Annotated in this window: 13 protein-coding genes and 1 pseudogene; 3 read left to right on the top strand and 11 right to left on the bottom strand. The window is 71.9% G+C overall.

Annotation, left to right across the window (positions count from 1 at the left end; all coding sequences use genetic code 11):
- The coding region (locus A5714_RS20510) for an adenylate/guanylate cyclase domain-containing protein (protein WP_068288319.1) at positions 1–1,496 on the top strand (1,496 nt) is incomplete at its 5' end.
- Positions 1,497–1,502: 6 nt separating this feature from the next.
- Here A5714_RS20510 and topA read toward each other — a convergent pair.
- From topA to cspA, 3 genes are all read right to left on the bottom strand, one after another.
- Positions 1,503–4,331: a type I DNA topoisomerase gene (gene topA, locus A5714_RS20505; RefSeq protein ID WP_068288311.1), complete on the bottom strand. Its 2,829-nt coding sequence runs from the start codon at positions 4,329–4,331 to the stop codon at positions 1,503–1,505.
- A gap of 193 nt (positions 4,332–4,524) precedes the next feature.
- A complete protein-coding gene (locus A5714_RS20500) occupies positions 4,525–5,106 on the bottom strand; it encodes a hypothetical protein (RefSeq protein ID WP_068070475.1) in 582 nt (193 codons plus the stop codon).
- 149 nt (positions 5,107–5,255) lie between these two features.
- Positions 5,256–5,459 carry a cold shock protein CspA gene (gene cspA, locus A5714_RS20495; RefSeq protein WP_007166602.1) on the bottom strand — a complete coding sequence of 68 codons (204 nt, stop codon included), beginning with the start codon at positions 5,457–5,459 and terminating at the stop codon, positions 5,256–5,258.
- A 248-nt stretch (positions 5,460–5,707) separates the two neighbouring features.
- On the opposite strand from cspA, the gene A5714_RS20490 reads away from it, so the two are divergent.
- A complete protein-coding gene (locus A5714_RS20490; RefSeq protein WP_068288309.1) occupies positions 5,708–8,026 on the top strand; it encodes a DEAD/DEAH box helicase in 2,319 nt (772 codons plus the stop codon).
- 81 nt (positions 8,027–8,107) lie between these two features.
- On the top strand, positions 8,108–9,148 hold the full coding sequence (locus tag A5714_RS20485; protein WP_068288305.1) for a PAS domain-containing protein: 1,041 nt from the start codon (positions 8,108–8,110) through the stop codon (positions 9,146–9,148).
- On the opposite strand, the gene A5714_RS20480 is transcribed toward A5714_RS20485, so the two are convergent.
- The 8 genes and pseudogenes from A5714_RS20480 to A5714_RS20445 all read right to left on the bottom strand — a co-directional run.
- Entirely contained in the window at positions 9,145–10,686 is a 1,542-nt protein-coding gene (locus A5714_RS20480; RefSeq protein WP_068288302.1) for a radical SAM protein, read from the bottom strand. The genes A5714_RS20485 and A5714_RS20480 overlap by 4 nt on opposite strands.
- 5 nt (positions 10,687–10,691) lie before the next feature.
- Positions 10,692–11,120 carry a hypothetical protein gene (locus A5714_RS20475; RefSeq protein ID WP_082959878.1) on the bottom strand — a complete coding sequence of 143 codons (429 nt, stop codon included), beginning with the start codon at positions 11,118–11,120 and terminating at the stop codon, positions 10,692–10,694.
- Positions 11,117–11,902 carry a prolipoprotein diacylglyceryl transferase gene (locus A5714_RS20470; protein WP_068288298.1) on the bottom strand — a complete coding sequence of 262 codons (786 nt, stop codon included), beginning with the start codon at positions 11,900–11,902 and terminating at the stop codon, positions 11,117–11,119. The genes A5714_RS20475 and A5714_RS20470 overlap by 4 nt, the downstream gene beginning before the upstream one ends.
- 36 nt (positions 11,903–11,938) lie before the next feature.
- A pseudogene (locus tag A5714_RS26270) lies at positions 11,939–12,274 on the bottom strand (Rv3654c family TadE-like protein); the annotation flags it as partial.
- 10 nt (positions 12,275–12,284) lie between these two features.
- Positions 12,285–12,638 (bottom strand): TadE family type IV pilus minor pilin, encoded by a 354-nt coding sequence (locus A5714_RS26265; RefSeq protein WP_156671270.1) that lies wholly within the window; start codon positions 12,636–12,638, stop codon positions 12,285–12,287.
- Positions 12,635–12,835 (bottom strand): DUF4244 domain-containing protein, encoded by a 201-nt coding sequence (locus A5714_RS20455; RefSeq protein ID WP_068070464.1) that lies wholly within the window; start codon positions 12,833–12,835, stop codon positions 12,635–12,637. The genes A5714_RS26265 and A5714_RS20455 overlap by 4 nt, the downstream gene beginning before the upstream one ends.
- A gap of 18 nt (positions 12,836–12,853) precedes the next feature.
- Positions 12,854–13,330, bottom strand: coding sequence for a type II secretion system F family protein (locus A5714_RS20450; RefSeq protein ID WP_082959877.1), 477 nt, complete (start codon positions 13,328–13,330; stop codon positions 12,854–12,856).
- Between the two features lie 31 nt (positions 13,331–13,361).
- The coding region (locus A5714_RS20445; RefSeq protein ID WP_156747414.1) for a type II secretion system F family protein at positions 13,362–14,043 on the bottom strand (682 nt) is incomplete at its 5' end.

Below are 14,043 nucleotides of genomic sequence, written 5' to 3'. Positions count from 1 at the left end.
ACGCGTTGCCCCCGGAGGATCGCATTCAGCTGCAGGACCTGCCGGTCCTGAACCTGGCCGTCTTCGGCACGGCGCTGGTGGTGTTGTTCCTGGCCGGCTGGATGGTGAACCTGAAGCTGCTGATGCCGGTCTTCCGCTGGCAGCGCCGCGACAACCTGCTTGCCGAGGCCGATCCCGCCGCCACCGAGCTGGCCCGCAGCCGGGCCCTGCGGATGCCCTTCTACCGCACGCTGATCAGCATGGCGGCCTGGTGCATCGGCGGCGTGGTGTTCATCATCGCCAGTTGGTCCGTCGCCCGGTTCGCCGCGCCGATCGTGGCCGTCGCCACCGGGCTGGGCGCCGCCGCGACCGCGATCATCGGCTACCTGCAGTCCGAGCGGGTGCTGCGCCCCGTCGCCGTGGCGGCCCTACGCAGCGGCGTGCCGGAGAACGTCCAGGCGCCCGGGGTCATCCTGCGGCAGATCCTGACGTGGATGCTGTCCACCGCGGTGCCGGTGCTGGCGATCGTGCTGGCCGTGGTCGCCGACAAGGCGTCGCTGCTGCACGCCACGCCCGAGAAGCTGTTCACCCCCATCCTGCTGCTGGCGGTGGCGGCGCTGGGCATCGGGCTGGTCAGCACCCTGCTGGTGGCCATGTCGATCGCCGACCCGCTGCGGCAGCTGCGCTGGGCGCTCTCGGAGGTGCAGCGCGGAAACTACAACGCGCACATGCAGATCTACGACGCCAGCGAGTTGGGCCTGCTGCAGGCCGGGTTCAACGACATGGTGCGCGACCTGTCCGAGCGCCAGCGGTTGCGGGACCTGTTTGGCCGCTACGTGGGCGAGGACGTGGCCCGCCGGGCCCTGGAACGCGGCACCGAGCTGGGCGGCCAGGAACGCGACGTCGCGGTGCTGTTCGTGGACCTCGTGGGCTCCACCAAGCTGGCGTCCACCCGCCCGCCGGCCGAGGTGGTGCACCTGCTCAACGAGTTCTTCCGCGTCGTGGTGGACACGGTCGGCCGGCACGGCGGGTTCGTCAACAAGTTCCAGGGTGACGCCGCGCTGGCCATCTTCGGCGCGCCGATCGAGCACCCCGACTCCTCGGGCGGGGCGCTGGCCGCGGCCCGCGAACTGCACGACGAGCTGCTGCCGGTGATCGGCTCGGCGGAGTTCGGCATCGGGGTGTCGTCCGGGCGTGCCATCGCCGGCCACATCGGCGCGCAGGCCCGCTTCGAGTACACCGTCATCGGCGACCCGGTGAACGAGGCCGCCCGCCTGACCGAGCTGGCCAAACTGGAACCCGGCCACGTGTTGGCCTCGGCGATCGCGGTCAGCGGCGCGCTGGACGCCGAGGCGCTGTGCTGGGACGTCGGCGAGGTGGTCAACCTGCGCGGCCGCACGGCGCCCACCCAGTTGGCCCGGCCGGTGAAGCTGGCCGACTCCCCCGACGCGGCGTCCGCCCGCACCCAGGCGGCCCTGCGGGAGCTGCCCAGCGAGGCGATCGGCCCCGGTTTCTAGCCGTCGTCAGCCGCGCTTGGCGGCCTTCTTGGCGGCGGCCTTCTTGGCCGGGGCCTTGCGGGTGGCCTTCTTGGCGGGCCGCTTGACCGGCCCGCGGGCCCGCCGATCGGCCAGCAGCTCGGCGGCGCGCTCGTCGGTCACCGAAGCCACGTCGTCGCCCTTGCGCAGACTGGCGTTCGTCTCGCCGTCGGTGACGTAAGGGCCGAACCGGCCGTCCTTGATCACCATCGGCTTGCCCGACACCGGGTCGGCGCCCAGCTCGCGCAGCGGCGGCGCGGCGGCCGCCTGCCTGCCGCGGCGCTTGGGTTCGGCGTAGATCTTCAGCGCCTCGTCGAGGGTGATGTCGAACATCTGCTCCTCGGTCGCCAGCGAGCGAGAATCGGTGCCGCGCTTCAGGTATGGGCCATACCGGCCGTTCTGCGCGGTGATCTCCTCGCCGGTGGCCGGGTCGACCCCGACGACCCGCGGCAACGACAGCAGCCGCAGCGCGTCCTCCAGCGTGATGGTCTGCAGGTCCATGCTGCGCAGCAGCGAACCGGTGCGCGGCTTGGGGCCGGTGGGCTTCTTGCCCTTCTTCGCCGGCGCCCCGCTGTCGTCGTCGGGCGGCTCCGGCAGGACCTCGCTCACGTACGGGCCGTAGCGGCCGTCCTTGGCGACGATCTCGTGGCCCGTCGCCGGGTCCACCCCCAGCACGCGGCCCTCCTGCGGCGTCGCGAACAGCTGCTCGGCCACCTCCAGGGTGAGCTCGTCGGGGGTCAGCGAGTCGTTGAGGTTGGCCCGCTGCGGTTTCAGTTCGCCGCTGGGATCATCGGGGTCGCCGGTCACCATCCGCTCCAGGTACGGACCGTTCTTGCCGACGCGCACGTACACCGGCCGGCCCTGCTCGTCGTCGAAAAGCCTGATGGAGTTGACTTCCCGGGCGTCGATGCCTTCGAGGTTGACGCCGACGAGCTTCTTGAGGCCCCCGGAACGGGCCACCGAGTCGGTCACCCCGTGGTCGCCGCCGAAGTAGAAGCGGTTGAGCCAGTCGGTGCGGCGCTCCTGGCCGGACGCGATCGCGTCCAGCTCGTCCTCCATCGCGGCGGTGAAGTCGTAGTCGACGAGCCGGCCGAAGTGCTGCTCGAGCAGCCCAGTGACGGCGAACGCGACCCACGAGGGCACCAGCGCGCTGCCCTTCTTGTGCACGTAGCCGCGGTCCTGGATGGTCTTGATGATCGACGAGTAGGTCGACGGCCGACCGATGCCCAGCTCCTCGAGCGCCTTGACCAGCGACGCCTCGGTGTACCGTGCCGGCGGATTGGTGGCGTGGCCGTCGGGGGTGAGTTCCAGGGCGTCAAGCCGCTGGCCCTGGGTCAGCTGCGGCAGCCGGCTCTCGGCGTCGTCGGCCTCTCCGCCGGCGAGCTCGTCGACGGTCTCGACGTAGGCCTTGAGGAAGCCCGGGAAGGTGATGGTGCGCCCGCTGGCCGAGAACACGACCTCTCTTCGGGTGCCGGCCGCCGTTGACTGGCCGCTGATCCGCAGGCTCAGCGTGGTGCCGCGCGCGTCGGCCATCTGGGAGGCCACGGTGCGTTGCCAGATGAGCTCGTAGAGCCGGAATTCGTCGCCGTCGAGCTCGCGGCGCACCGCGTCCGGCGTCGCGAACGCCTCGCCGGCGGGGCGGATCGCCTCGTGCGCCTCCTGCGCGTTCTTCACCTTGCGGGTGTACTGGCGCGGCGCGGCGGCGACGTATTCGGCGCCGTAGAGCTGGCGGGCCTGCGTGCGCGCGGCGTTGATCGCCGACTCCGACAGCGTCGTGGAGTCGGTACGCATATAAGTGATGTAGCCGTTCTCGTAGAGCCGCTGCGCGATGCTCATGGTGCGCTCGGAGGAGAACCGCAGCTTGCGGCCCGCCTCCTGCTGCAACGTCGACGTCATGAACGGGGCGTAGGGCCGCCGGGTGTAGGGCTTCTCTTCCACGGAGGCGACCGAGAGCTGGGCGCCGCGCAGGCCGCCGGCCAGCTCCGTCGCGCTCGCCTCATCCAAGATGACGACCTCGTTGGCCTTGCGCAGGTGCCCCAGCGAGTCGAAGTCGCGGCCCGTCGCCACCCGCAGTCCGTCGACGGAGGTCAGCCGGGCGGCGAAGGTGGGCGGGGAGGCCTGCGGGTCGGAGACGCTGGCGTCGAGCTGCGCGACGATGTCCCAGTACGACGCGCTGCGGAACGCCATCCGGTCGCGCTCGCGCTGCACGATGATCCGGGTGGCCACCGACTGGACCCGGCCCGCGGACAGCTTGGGCGCCACCTTCTTCCACAGCACGGGGCTGACCTCGTAGCCGTACAGGCGGTCCAGGATGCGGCGGGTCTCCTGCGCGTCGACCAGGTCGATGTCGAGGTCGCGGGGATTCTCCGCGGCCTCCAGGATGGCCGGCTCGGTGATCTCGTGGAACACCATCCGTTTGACCGGGACGTTCGGCTTGAGGGTCTCCAGCAGGTGCCAGGCGATGGCCTCGCCCTCGCGGTCACCGTCCGTGGCCAGGTAGAGCTCGTCGACGCCCTTGAGCAGGCCCTTGAGTTCGGTGACGGTGCTCTTCTTCTCCGGGCTGATGATGTAGAGCGGTTCGAAGTCGTGGTCGACGTTCACGCCGAGCCGCGCCCAGGGCTCCGACTTGTATTTCGCGGGGACGTCGGCGGCGGCGCGGGGCAGGTCGCGAATGTGGCCGCGCGAGGATTCGACGATGTAGGTGGGGCCGAGATAGGTGGCCAACTTCCGCGCCTTGGTCGGCGACTCGACAATGACGAGTCGCCTACGGCTCCCATTTCGGCCGCTCTCGCGGTCCGTCAGCTTCGGGTCAGCCAACTACGGTTACGCTCCATCTCTTATTCCCGGCCCCTTGAAGGCCGCCCTGCAGGAAGAATGACAGGCTCGCGTCGAAAATTCCGCGGAAATTCCCCGACGTTACCGTTCCTTCGCGCTCGGGCACCTGACAATTTCGCACCCTCGGGCGGGCCCGCGCAAACCGACGGACGCGACGTCCAGCCCTACCAGGCGGTCATACCCTCGGCCAGCGCGACGATGCATCGGGGTCCGCCGGCGGCTCGCCCACGTTCTCTACCAGCCGCGATAGCCTGCGACGGCCGCTGATCCGCAGCGCGGGCCGGCCGCCGCGGGTGCCGATGAGGGTGGGTGCGATTCCGACGCGCATGAGAGCCGACGCCAGCGGAGAGTGCGTGTCCGGCGCGTGCGGGTCCAGGGCCAGCAGGTAATGCTCGCCCTCCGGGTTGCCGGCGGCCAGCGTCCACGCCCGCAGCTCCCGCGGGCCCGGCAGCCAGCGCGGCGGCACCGTTTTGACCGCGCCGCGGGTCCACTCCGCGGCGAGGGTCACCAGGGACCGGTCCACCGCGGTCCGCACCAACGGCGTGTCCTCGTCGGTGCGCCCGAGCTCGGCCACCAGTCCCGCCTCCCGGATCATCTCGGCCAGCGCCGCGGCCCGCCAGGAGGCCTCCACCACGACGGAGAGCCGGGCGCCGGCGGCGCCCGCCGTCACGATCTGCCCGGAGGCCGCCAGTACCCCGGAGAGGTCGGCGACCGCGGGGGGCACCGACTCCGCCGTAAAGAAGGACAGCTGGCTCACGCCCCCGACAGTAGGCCCTCGGCCCGGCCCCCGTCTCGAGGCGACCGGCGCGGCGGCGGGGGCGATCGGGGTGCCAAACGAAAACCCCCCGGGTCCCGCTCGTGCGGGACAGCTCGGGGGGTTGCTCGTGGAGTTCTAGCCTCGTCGTCTCAGACGGAGCGGACTCCGGTGGCCTGGGGGCCCTTAGGGCTGTGGCCGATCTCGAACTCGACCTTTTGGTTTTCCTCAAGGGTGCGGAAACCCGAACCCTGGATCTCCGTGTAGTGGACAAAAACATCCGCGGAACCGTCTTCGGGGGCAATGAACCCGAAGCCCTTCTCCGCGTTGAACCACTTCACAGTTCCCTGTGGCATCTCTCGATCTTTCCTTCTCTTCTGGGTGCGGGGCATCGCTTTTCGATGCCCCGGGCCTGGTACGACCGCCATACCTCGCTGAGTCGCCGGAACTTCACCCGACCGATTAACCTCGCAGGAACCGCGGCCGCAACACAAGATCCTGCGAAAGTTTGACACGAACACAGAAGCTGCGACCGCAATCATCCAACCACGTTCGCGGCGTCGGCGACAGACTTGCGCCGCGTATGGATTCGAAAGGGTGTGAGGTGGCGGGTTTCGGCAGCGAGCTGCTCGCCGTCGCGCTCGCGGGAACCGCGTCGGGCGAGCAGCCCCTGCGTCATGTCGCCGAGCTGCCCCCGCGGGGCGGCCAACCGCACGGTTGGCCGCAGTGGCTGGATCCCGAGGTGATCGGCGCCTTGGCGCAGCGCGGCATCGCCGCGCCGTGGTCGCATCAGGCCGAGGCGGCCGAGCTGGCCTGGGCCGGCAGGCACGTCGTGGTGAGCACCGGTACCGCGTCGGGCAAATCCCTGGCCTACCAACTGCCCGTGCTGAACGCGCTGACCACGGATCCGCGCGCCCGCGTGCTGTATTTGTCGCCGACGAAGGCGCTGGGTCACGACCAGTTACGCGCGGCGCACGCGCTGACCACCGCCATCCCGCGGCTGCGTGACCCCGGTTTCGCGGTGGCGCCCACCGCCTACGACGGTGATAGCGCGCCCGAGGTGCGCCGGTTTGCGCGGGAACGCTCCCGCTGGCTGTTCTCCAATCCCGACATGATCCACCTGTCGATCCTGCGCAACCACGCCCGCTGGGCCGTCCTGCTGCGCAGCCTCCGCTTCATCGTGGTCGACGAATGCCATTACTACCGTGGGGTTTTCGGATCTAACGTGGCGATGGTGCTGCGCCGGCTGTTGCGGTTGTGCGCCCGCTACTCCAGCGCCCCGACGGTCGTCTTCGCCAGCGCCACAACCGATTCGCCGGGCGCGACGGCCGCCGAGCTGATCGGCTCGCCCGTCGAGGAGGTGTCCGCAGACGGTTCGCCGCAGGGGGCGCGGACCGTGGCGTTGTGGGAACCCGCGTTGTTGGCGGACCTGACGGGTGAGAACGGGGCGCCGGTGCGCCGCTCCGCGGGCGCCGAGGCCGCGCGGGTGATGGCGGACCTGGTGGCCGAGGGCGCGCAGACGCTGACGTTCGTCCGATCGCGCCGGGCCGCGGAGCTGACGGCCCTCGGGGCGCAGGCCCGCCTGGGCGACACCGCCCCGCAGCTGGCACAGCAGGTCGCCTCGTACCGGGCCGGCTACCTCGCCGAGGACCGCACCGCGCTGGAACGCGCCCTCGCCGAGGGCCGGCTGCGCGGGTTGGCCACCACCAACGCGCTGGAGTTGGGGGTGGACATCGCCGGGCTGGACGCCGTGGTGCTGGCCGGCTTCCCCGGCACCGTCGCATCGTTCTGGCAACAGGCCGGCCGCTCGGGGCGCCGCGGGCAGGGCGCCCTGGTGGTGCTGATCGCCCGCGACGACCCCCTGGACACCTACCTGGTTCACCACCCCGCCGCGCTGCTGGACAAGCCGGTGGAGCGGGTGGTGATCGACCCCACCAACCCCCACATCCTGGGGCCTCATTTGCTGTGCGCCGCAACCGAATTGCCGCTGGAGGAGGCCGAGGTGCGCGATTTCGGCGCCGCGGGCGTGGTGGCCGAGCTCGTCGAGGACGGTCTGCTGCGGCGCCGCGGCGGCAGGTACTTTCCCGCGCCCGGCCTGGAACCGCATGCGGCCGTGGACATCCGGGGCTCGGTGGGCGGGCAGGTCGTCATCGTGGAGGCGGACACCGGGCGGCTGCTGGGCAGCGCCGGCGCCGGGCAGGCGCAGCTGTCGGTGCACCCCGGCGCGGTCTACCTGCACCAGGGCGAGAGTTACGTCGTCGACTCCCTGGACCTCGACGAGGGCATCGCGTTCGTGCGCGCCGACGACCCGGGTTACGCGACGTTCGCGCGGGAGATCACCGACATCAGCGTCCTGGGCGCCGGCGAGCGCACCGAATACGGACCCGTCACCTTGGGGCTGGTGCCCGTGCGGGTCACCCACCGGGTGGTGGGTTACCTGCGCCGGCGGCTGTCGGGCGAGGTGATCGACTTCGTCGAGCTCGACATGCCAGAGCACACGCTGACCACCACCGCGGTGATGTACACCATCACCGAGGAGGCGTTGCTGCACAAGGGCATTGACGCCCCGCGGATCCCGGGCTCGCTGCACGCCGCCGAGCACGCTGCCATCGGGCTGCTACCGCTGGTCGCCAGTTGCGACCGCGGCGACATCGGCGGCCTGTCCACCGCGATCGGGCCCGACGGCGGGCTGCCCAGCGTCTTCGTCTACGACGGCCACCCGGGCGGGGCGGGCTTCGCCGAGCGGGGCTTTCGCCGCGCCCGCACCTGGCTGGCCGCGACGGCGGCGGCCATCGAGGCCTGCGAATGCCCGCGCGGCTGCCCGTCCTGCGTGCAATCGCCCAAGTGCGGCAACGGCAACGACCCGCTCGACAAGGCGGGTGCGGTTCAGGTGCTGCAGCTGGTGCTTGCCGAACTGCCCTGAGGCCGGACCGGGCCGAACTGCGTTGAGACCGACCGGGCCGTCATTGCCACGGATCGGCCGCGGCACCGTAAAATCGCGCCCATGGCCGCCCACGACTGGTTGCTCGTGGAGACATTGGGTGGTGATCCCACCGTCGTGGCGCAGGGGCGTCAGCTGAAGAACCTGGTGCCGATCAAGACCTTCCTGCGCCGCAGCCCCTACCTCTCCGCCGTCCGGACCGCGATCGCCGAGACGGTCCAGACGGGCCAGACCATGACCAGCATCACCCCGAAGCGCGACCGCGTCATCCGCACCGAGCCGGTCGTGATGTCCGACGGCTTCGTCCACGGCGTGCACGTGTGGATGGGACCCGCCGACGCCGAACCCCCCGAACGCCCGATTCCCGGGCCGCTGAAGTGGGACCTGACCATGGGCGTGGCCACCGACACCCGCGAGTCGCTGCTCAACAGCGGCAAGAACCCCGAGGTCGATGTCACCTACGGCCGGGCGTTCGCCGAAGACCTCCCGTCGCGCAAGCTCAACCCGAACGAGACCAAGGTGCTGGCGATGGCCGTCAAGGCCGAGCCCGACCAAACCCTGTGCAGCACCTGGGACGTGGCCGACTGGCAGGGGCGGCCCCTGCGGGTCGGGTTCGTCGCGCGCACCGGGCTGGAGGCCGGCCCCGACGGGCGCGACCACCTGGTGGCGCGAGCCATGAACTGGCAGTCGGAGCTGAAGGGCCCGGTCGAGTCGACCGACGATCTGGCGCAACGAATTTTGAGCGGCCTGGCGCAGGCCGGCGTGCACCGGGCGCTGGTGAACCCCAAGAACTGGTCGCTGCTGAAGTGGCTCGACGAGCCCTGCACGTTCTACGACTGGCGTGGCAACAAGACGGGCAAGCCCCGGGTACACCCCGACGACGAGCAGTCGGTGGCCGAGATGACAACGCAATTCGCCGACGGCCCGATCAGCCGGGTGCTGCGCATGCCCGGCCAGGACGGGAACTGGGTGCCCGTACACGTGACCATCAACCGGGTCGAGCTCGAACCGGACGCGTACGCCGGGCTGGTCTCGCTGCGGCTACCGAGCGACGAGGAGATCGCCGACGCCGAGTTTTCGCACAGCCCGGAACCGGCGGGCTAGTCGAGCACCGGCAACATCCGCTGCGCGGCCACCGACAACCGTTGCCCGGCGAGCTGCGGCCACGCCTGCACCGCGCAGAACGGGGCGCACTGGTCCTGCTCCGATCGGGTGCCGACGTGCACGCAGCACTGCGCGAGCCGCTCTTCGATCATCGTCGACATGTCCATGAACGGTTTGACCGTGAGGCGAACGACGCGCTCGCCCAATAACCGCCTGAGCTGGCCGCGCCGCCCGGGCAGCGCCGTGGAGGCGACGGTCAGCAGGGTGGCCATTCCGAGGTCGCAGTTCTCGCAGATGAGCCGCCACACGTCGGACATCTGCGGGTGCGACAGCGAGGACTGCTCCGAGAACAGGCCGAGCAGCGATTCCCGCACGGCCAGCCGCAGTTCGCGCGGCACGTCCTGATCGGCGATCCGGTTGGCGATCAGGCCCAGCTTGGCTTTCAGGTTGTCGTGGCCGATCAGGGCGACCAGCGAGCGCCACCGGCCGGCGTCGTCGCGGAGCGCGTAGCCGACCGAGCAGCAGTGCGGGTGCGAACACGGCAGCGCGGTCAGGTCCCGCCAGGTGAGCAGGCCATCGGTCTGCGGGCCCAGCCTTTTCAGCACGCCCGTGTGGGTGAGCCGGCGCTGCGGGTCGATGAAACCGCTCCGACCGGAACCGAATTGGGGCTGGATGCATACCCCGCCGACGTAAGGCGTCGCCAGGCCGAGCTTGACGACGTCGCCGATCTCGTGGTCGTTGACGCCCAACGCCGCGGTCATCACGAGCGTGGTGAAGATCTCCCGCTCGGAGAGCCGGCGCAGCGCGGCCTGCTTGAGGCGGCGCAGGTCGCCACCGCGGTGGTATTCGTGGGCGCCCAGCGACAGGCCGTCGTACTGGAGGTAGACCTCGGCGCGCTCCCGATGCTGGGTCAACAGGTCCAGCAGCTCGTCGACCTGCGCGATGCGGATTCCGTTGCTATTGATCAGGATTCGCGTGATGGGACGCGCGCTGAGCTCAGCCAGCAGCTCCGCAAGGTGCGGGTGCAGCGTGGGTTCGCCGCCGCTGAGCATCACCACGTCGAGCCGGCCGTTCTCGCGGGCGAGCCGCTGATCGACGTTGGCGAGCACGTCGGCGACCGCGACGACGTTGCGCAGGTTCGGCGAGGAATCGGTGAAGCAGGTGGGGCAACGCAGGTTGCAGGTCTCGGCGATGTCCTCGAGCAGGATGCAGGTGTGCTGCGTCTGCATCTGCGGCAGGCCACGCAGGTACGCCGCGGGAACCGGGTCGAAGTTGCCCGCCCTGTCCGGGACGTGCTGCTTGGTCGGCGCGGTCCACTCCTCGAGGTAGGACAGGATCTGCGCGTCCTCGTCGTAGAGCGTTCGCACCAAACCGTGTGTCGGGCAGCCGCGTTCGAGCCACACCTGGCCGTCGTCGCGCACGCTCAGCCAGCCGCTGAGCCTTGCCACCTGCGCCAGCGGGCGATCCGGCCGCTCGTCGTGGCAGCGCGGGCAGAAGGCGTTGACGTAGCGGTGGATCCGGTCGCCGCGCAGCTCCATGCCCGTCATCGCGTCAGGTGATACAGCGTCGGGTTGAGCCCGGTGCAGAAGCCGACGGTGACGATCGAGGTGAGCGCCCAGCCGATCATCAGTCCCATCCCGATCCCTCTCGTCCAGACACTCTTGTTGGCGAACACCAGCGCGCCCCCACCGACGAAGGCGATCAACGCGAGCAGCGCCGCCCCGGCCGCGAACGCGAACTTCGGCGGGATCAGGTTGGCCAGCCCGAACAGCACCATGGGGCCGACGACCGCGTTGAGCCCGCCGAAGAGCACCACCCCGGCGAAGGCGGCCCCGAACACTTCGCCGCCGCTGGGCTTGGGCGGCGGCGGTGGCTGCCACCCGGGATACGGCTGCCCGTGGTAGGGGTAACCGGGCGGCGGCCAGTCCTCGGGCCGCCAGCCCGGCGGCGGTCCCGGCGGTGGGGTGCTCACGCGGCGACCGCCCGCCGGTTCAGCACGGCGTCGTAGTGGCCGCGCCGGTAGCCGTGGCGCAGCCGGACCGCGATCAGCGCCAGGGACGGCAGGAGGAACCATTGCGGGCGGGTCAGGCCCAGCCACACCGTGTCGTTGGCCCGCACGAACTCGACGAAGAACCGGAACACCGCGTAGCCGGCGATGTAGAGGACGAAAAGCTCGCCGGGTTGGGTCACCCGCCCGCGGAGCCACAGCAGCGCCGCGAAGGCGGCCAGCTGGAACGCGATCTCGTAGAGGAACGACGGGTGCATCGCCGCGCCGGTCAGGCAGCCGGGGCACTTGGGCGTGGTCACGGCGGCGTGCACACCCCACGGCAGGCTCGTCGGGCGGCCCGGCGCCTCGGTGAGGTGGCACCCGATGCGGCCGACGGCCATGCCCAGCGCGACCGCCGGGGCGAACAGGTCGCCGGTCTTGCCGGTGTAGCCGCCGATCCGCTTGGCGATCAGCACCCCGACGTAGGCGCCCAGCAGGCCGCCCAGGATGCTGCGCGACCCGAACTGCCACGCCTGCAACAGCGTTGGGTTCCCGCGGACGTCGAGGTGCTCGGCCCAGCCGGACAGGCGCATGCCGATCGCGCCGCCGACGAGCGCGCCGGTGACCGCCACCAGGGACTGTTCGTTGACCGCGCCGCGCCGGCGGGCCTCGGCGGCGAACACGACCGCGGCGACCAGCACCCCCAACCCCACGAAGACGCCGTGCACTGGCAACACCAGCGGGCCGATCCGCCACTGCGGGATCACGCGGCAAGAGTACCGGCAAACCCCCGGCGGCGGACCTCATCGGCCGCTTCTCGACTCGGCCGCCGCCACCGGTCCGGCGCGCGCCGCCGCTTGCGCGGTGCCGGCCGGGCCGGCGGCCACCCGCACCGTGACGATCACGTCCAGCCCGTCCACCTCGCAGCGGGAATCGTCGACCCGCATCCGGCGCGCCACCGCGCCCGCCCGGGCGCAGGCCGCCTGCGCGCCCGCGGGCAGCCGGGCCGCGCCCGCCACCGCGGCCAGGTCGGCGACCGCCTGGGCCCGGTGCCGCGCCACGACCGCCGTGCCCAGGTACACGCCGGCGCCGCCGACCGCGAACAGCGCCACCACCAGCCACGCCGCCACCAGCGTGGCCGAGCCGCGCTCACCTCGGCGGGGACCGGCCGCTCGCGGCCGCGGGTTCGATCGCCGACACGGCCTGGGCCCGAATGTCCAAGGCCGGCAGGATGGTCGAGCGCGCCACCACCGTGGCCACCACGAACTCTCCCTCCCGACGCACGTCGACGCGGGCGCCGGCGGGCGCGAGGCGACGCGCGGTGAGCACCGCGGACTCTCGGTCGCCGCGCCCGGCCAGCCGGGCCGCCTCCCGCGCGGCGTCGACGCAGCGCACCTGCGCCGAGACGGCGGCGACGCCGGCCAGGCACAGCACCAACACCACGACCAGGGCGGCGATGCCCAGGGCCGCCTCGACGGTGCTGGCACCGGCACTGCCCGTCAGACCTTGGTGCTCAGCGCGCGGCCGATGATCTTGGTCAGGGCCGACACGATCGAGTCGCCGGTGACCACGGTGTAGAGGATGGCGCCGAATGCCGCCGCGGCCACGGTGCCGATAGCGTATTCGACCGTCGACATCCCCGACTCGTCGACCGCCAGCACGGCCAGCCGCGTGGCCAACCCACGAAACCTGTTGCGCATCAAGGAGTTCCTTTCGTTTCACAGTAGGCCCGACTGCAGGACGTTTCGGGCCAGCCCGGCCACCACCGGCACGATGCCCAGGCACACGAACGCCGGCAGAAAGCACAACCCGAGCGGTCCGGCGATGAGCACCCCGGCCCGTTCGGCGGCCGCGGCGGCGGCGTGCGCCGAGTCGTGGCGGCACTGGTCGGCCAGGTCGGCGACGCCGCCCGCCAGCGCGGCGCCCGACGCCGCCGAACGGCGGGCCAGCCGCAGCAACGCGTCGATCTGCGCGTCGGCCGCCGGCAGCTCCGGCGGAACCGACCACGCGACGGCCGGGTCTGCGCCGAGCGCGAGCAGGTCGGCGGCGCGGCGCAGGATACGGGCCAGCGGGGGCGGCGCCGACGGTGCCGCGGCCGCCGCGGCGCTCGACACCGCCATGCCCGACGCCAGGCACACGGCCAGCACGTCGAGGCACGAGGCGACCGCCAGCGGGTCGGGCCGGGTGCCAGACACAGCGCCGCGGCCAGCAGCGCCGCCGCCGCGTTCACGCCACCACCCGGTCGATGATGCGGTCCGACCACAACAGCCCGGCGCACGCCAGCGTCGCCCCGACGGCCAGCAGGCAGCCGCCCGCCCGGCCGCCGAGAAGGAACGCCAGGGGCCGGGCGCCGACGAGCTGGCCCAGGAGCACCCCCAGCAGCGGCAGGCCCGCGAGGATCGCCGCGGTCGCGCGCGCCCCGGCGAGGCTGGCGGACACGCGTGCCGAAAACCGTTGTCTCTCGGCGATATCGCGCTGGGCGGCCCGCATCAGCGTGGCGATGGCCAAGCCGTGCTCGCTGGCCAGCCGCCAGCACAGCGCGAGCCGGTCCCAGTGCATCGGCAGGGCCGAGCGCCGGGCGACGGCGCGCAGGCCCGCCGCGACGTCGGCGCCGAGCCTGGCCCGCGCCGCCACCGACCGCAGCGACGCGCCGACCGGTCCGCCGCTCTCGTCGGCGGCGATGTCGAACGCGCGCACGGGGTGCGATCCGGCCCGCAGCTCACCGACGAGCACGTCGAGCGCGGATTCCATGGTGCGGCCCTCCGCGACGGCGCGGGCGGCGCGGCGGCGGCGGCGAAACCGCGCGCCGGCGGTGCCGCCCAGCACCGCCAGGCACCACACCATCGGCGCGGGCAGCACGACCAGGGCGGCGCACGCGCCGGCCGCGGCGAGCCAGCCCGCCGCCCGG

This window comes from Mycobacterium sp. E2462 (assembly GCF_001672685.1).
GTDB lineage: Bacteria > Actinomycetota > Actinomycetes > Mycobacteriales > Mycobacteriaceae > Mycobacterium.
The sequence above is the reverse complement of the archived record's forward strand: the minus strand, read 5'-3'. Positions and strand labels throughout refer to the sequence as shown.

Bases quoted from the DNA above. Each gene is read 5' to 3' on its own strand.
- cspA (WP_007166602.1), bottom strand. From the start codon at position 5,459: ATGCCACAGGGAACTGTGAAGTGGTTCAACGCGGAGAAGGGCTTCGGG.
- A5714_RS20485 (WP_068288305.1), top strand. From the start codon at position 8,108: ATGGCCGCCCACGACTGGTTGCTCGTGGAGACATTGGGTGGTGATCCC.
- A5714_RS20480 (WP_068288302.1), bottom strand. From the start codon at position 10,686: ATGGAGCTGCGCGGCGACCGGATCCACCGCTACGTCAACGCCTTCTGC.
- A5714_RS20455 (WP_068070464.1), bottom strand. From the start codon at position 12,835: ATGCGCAACAGGTTTCGTGGGTTGGCCACGCGGCTGGCCGTGCTGGCG.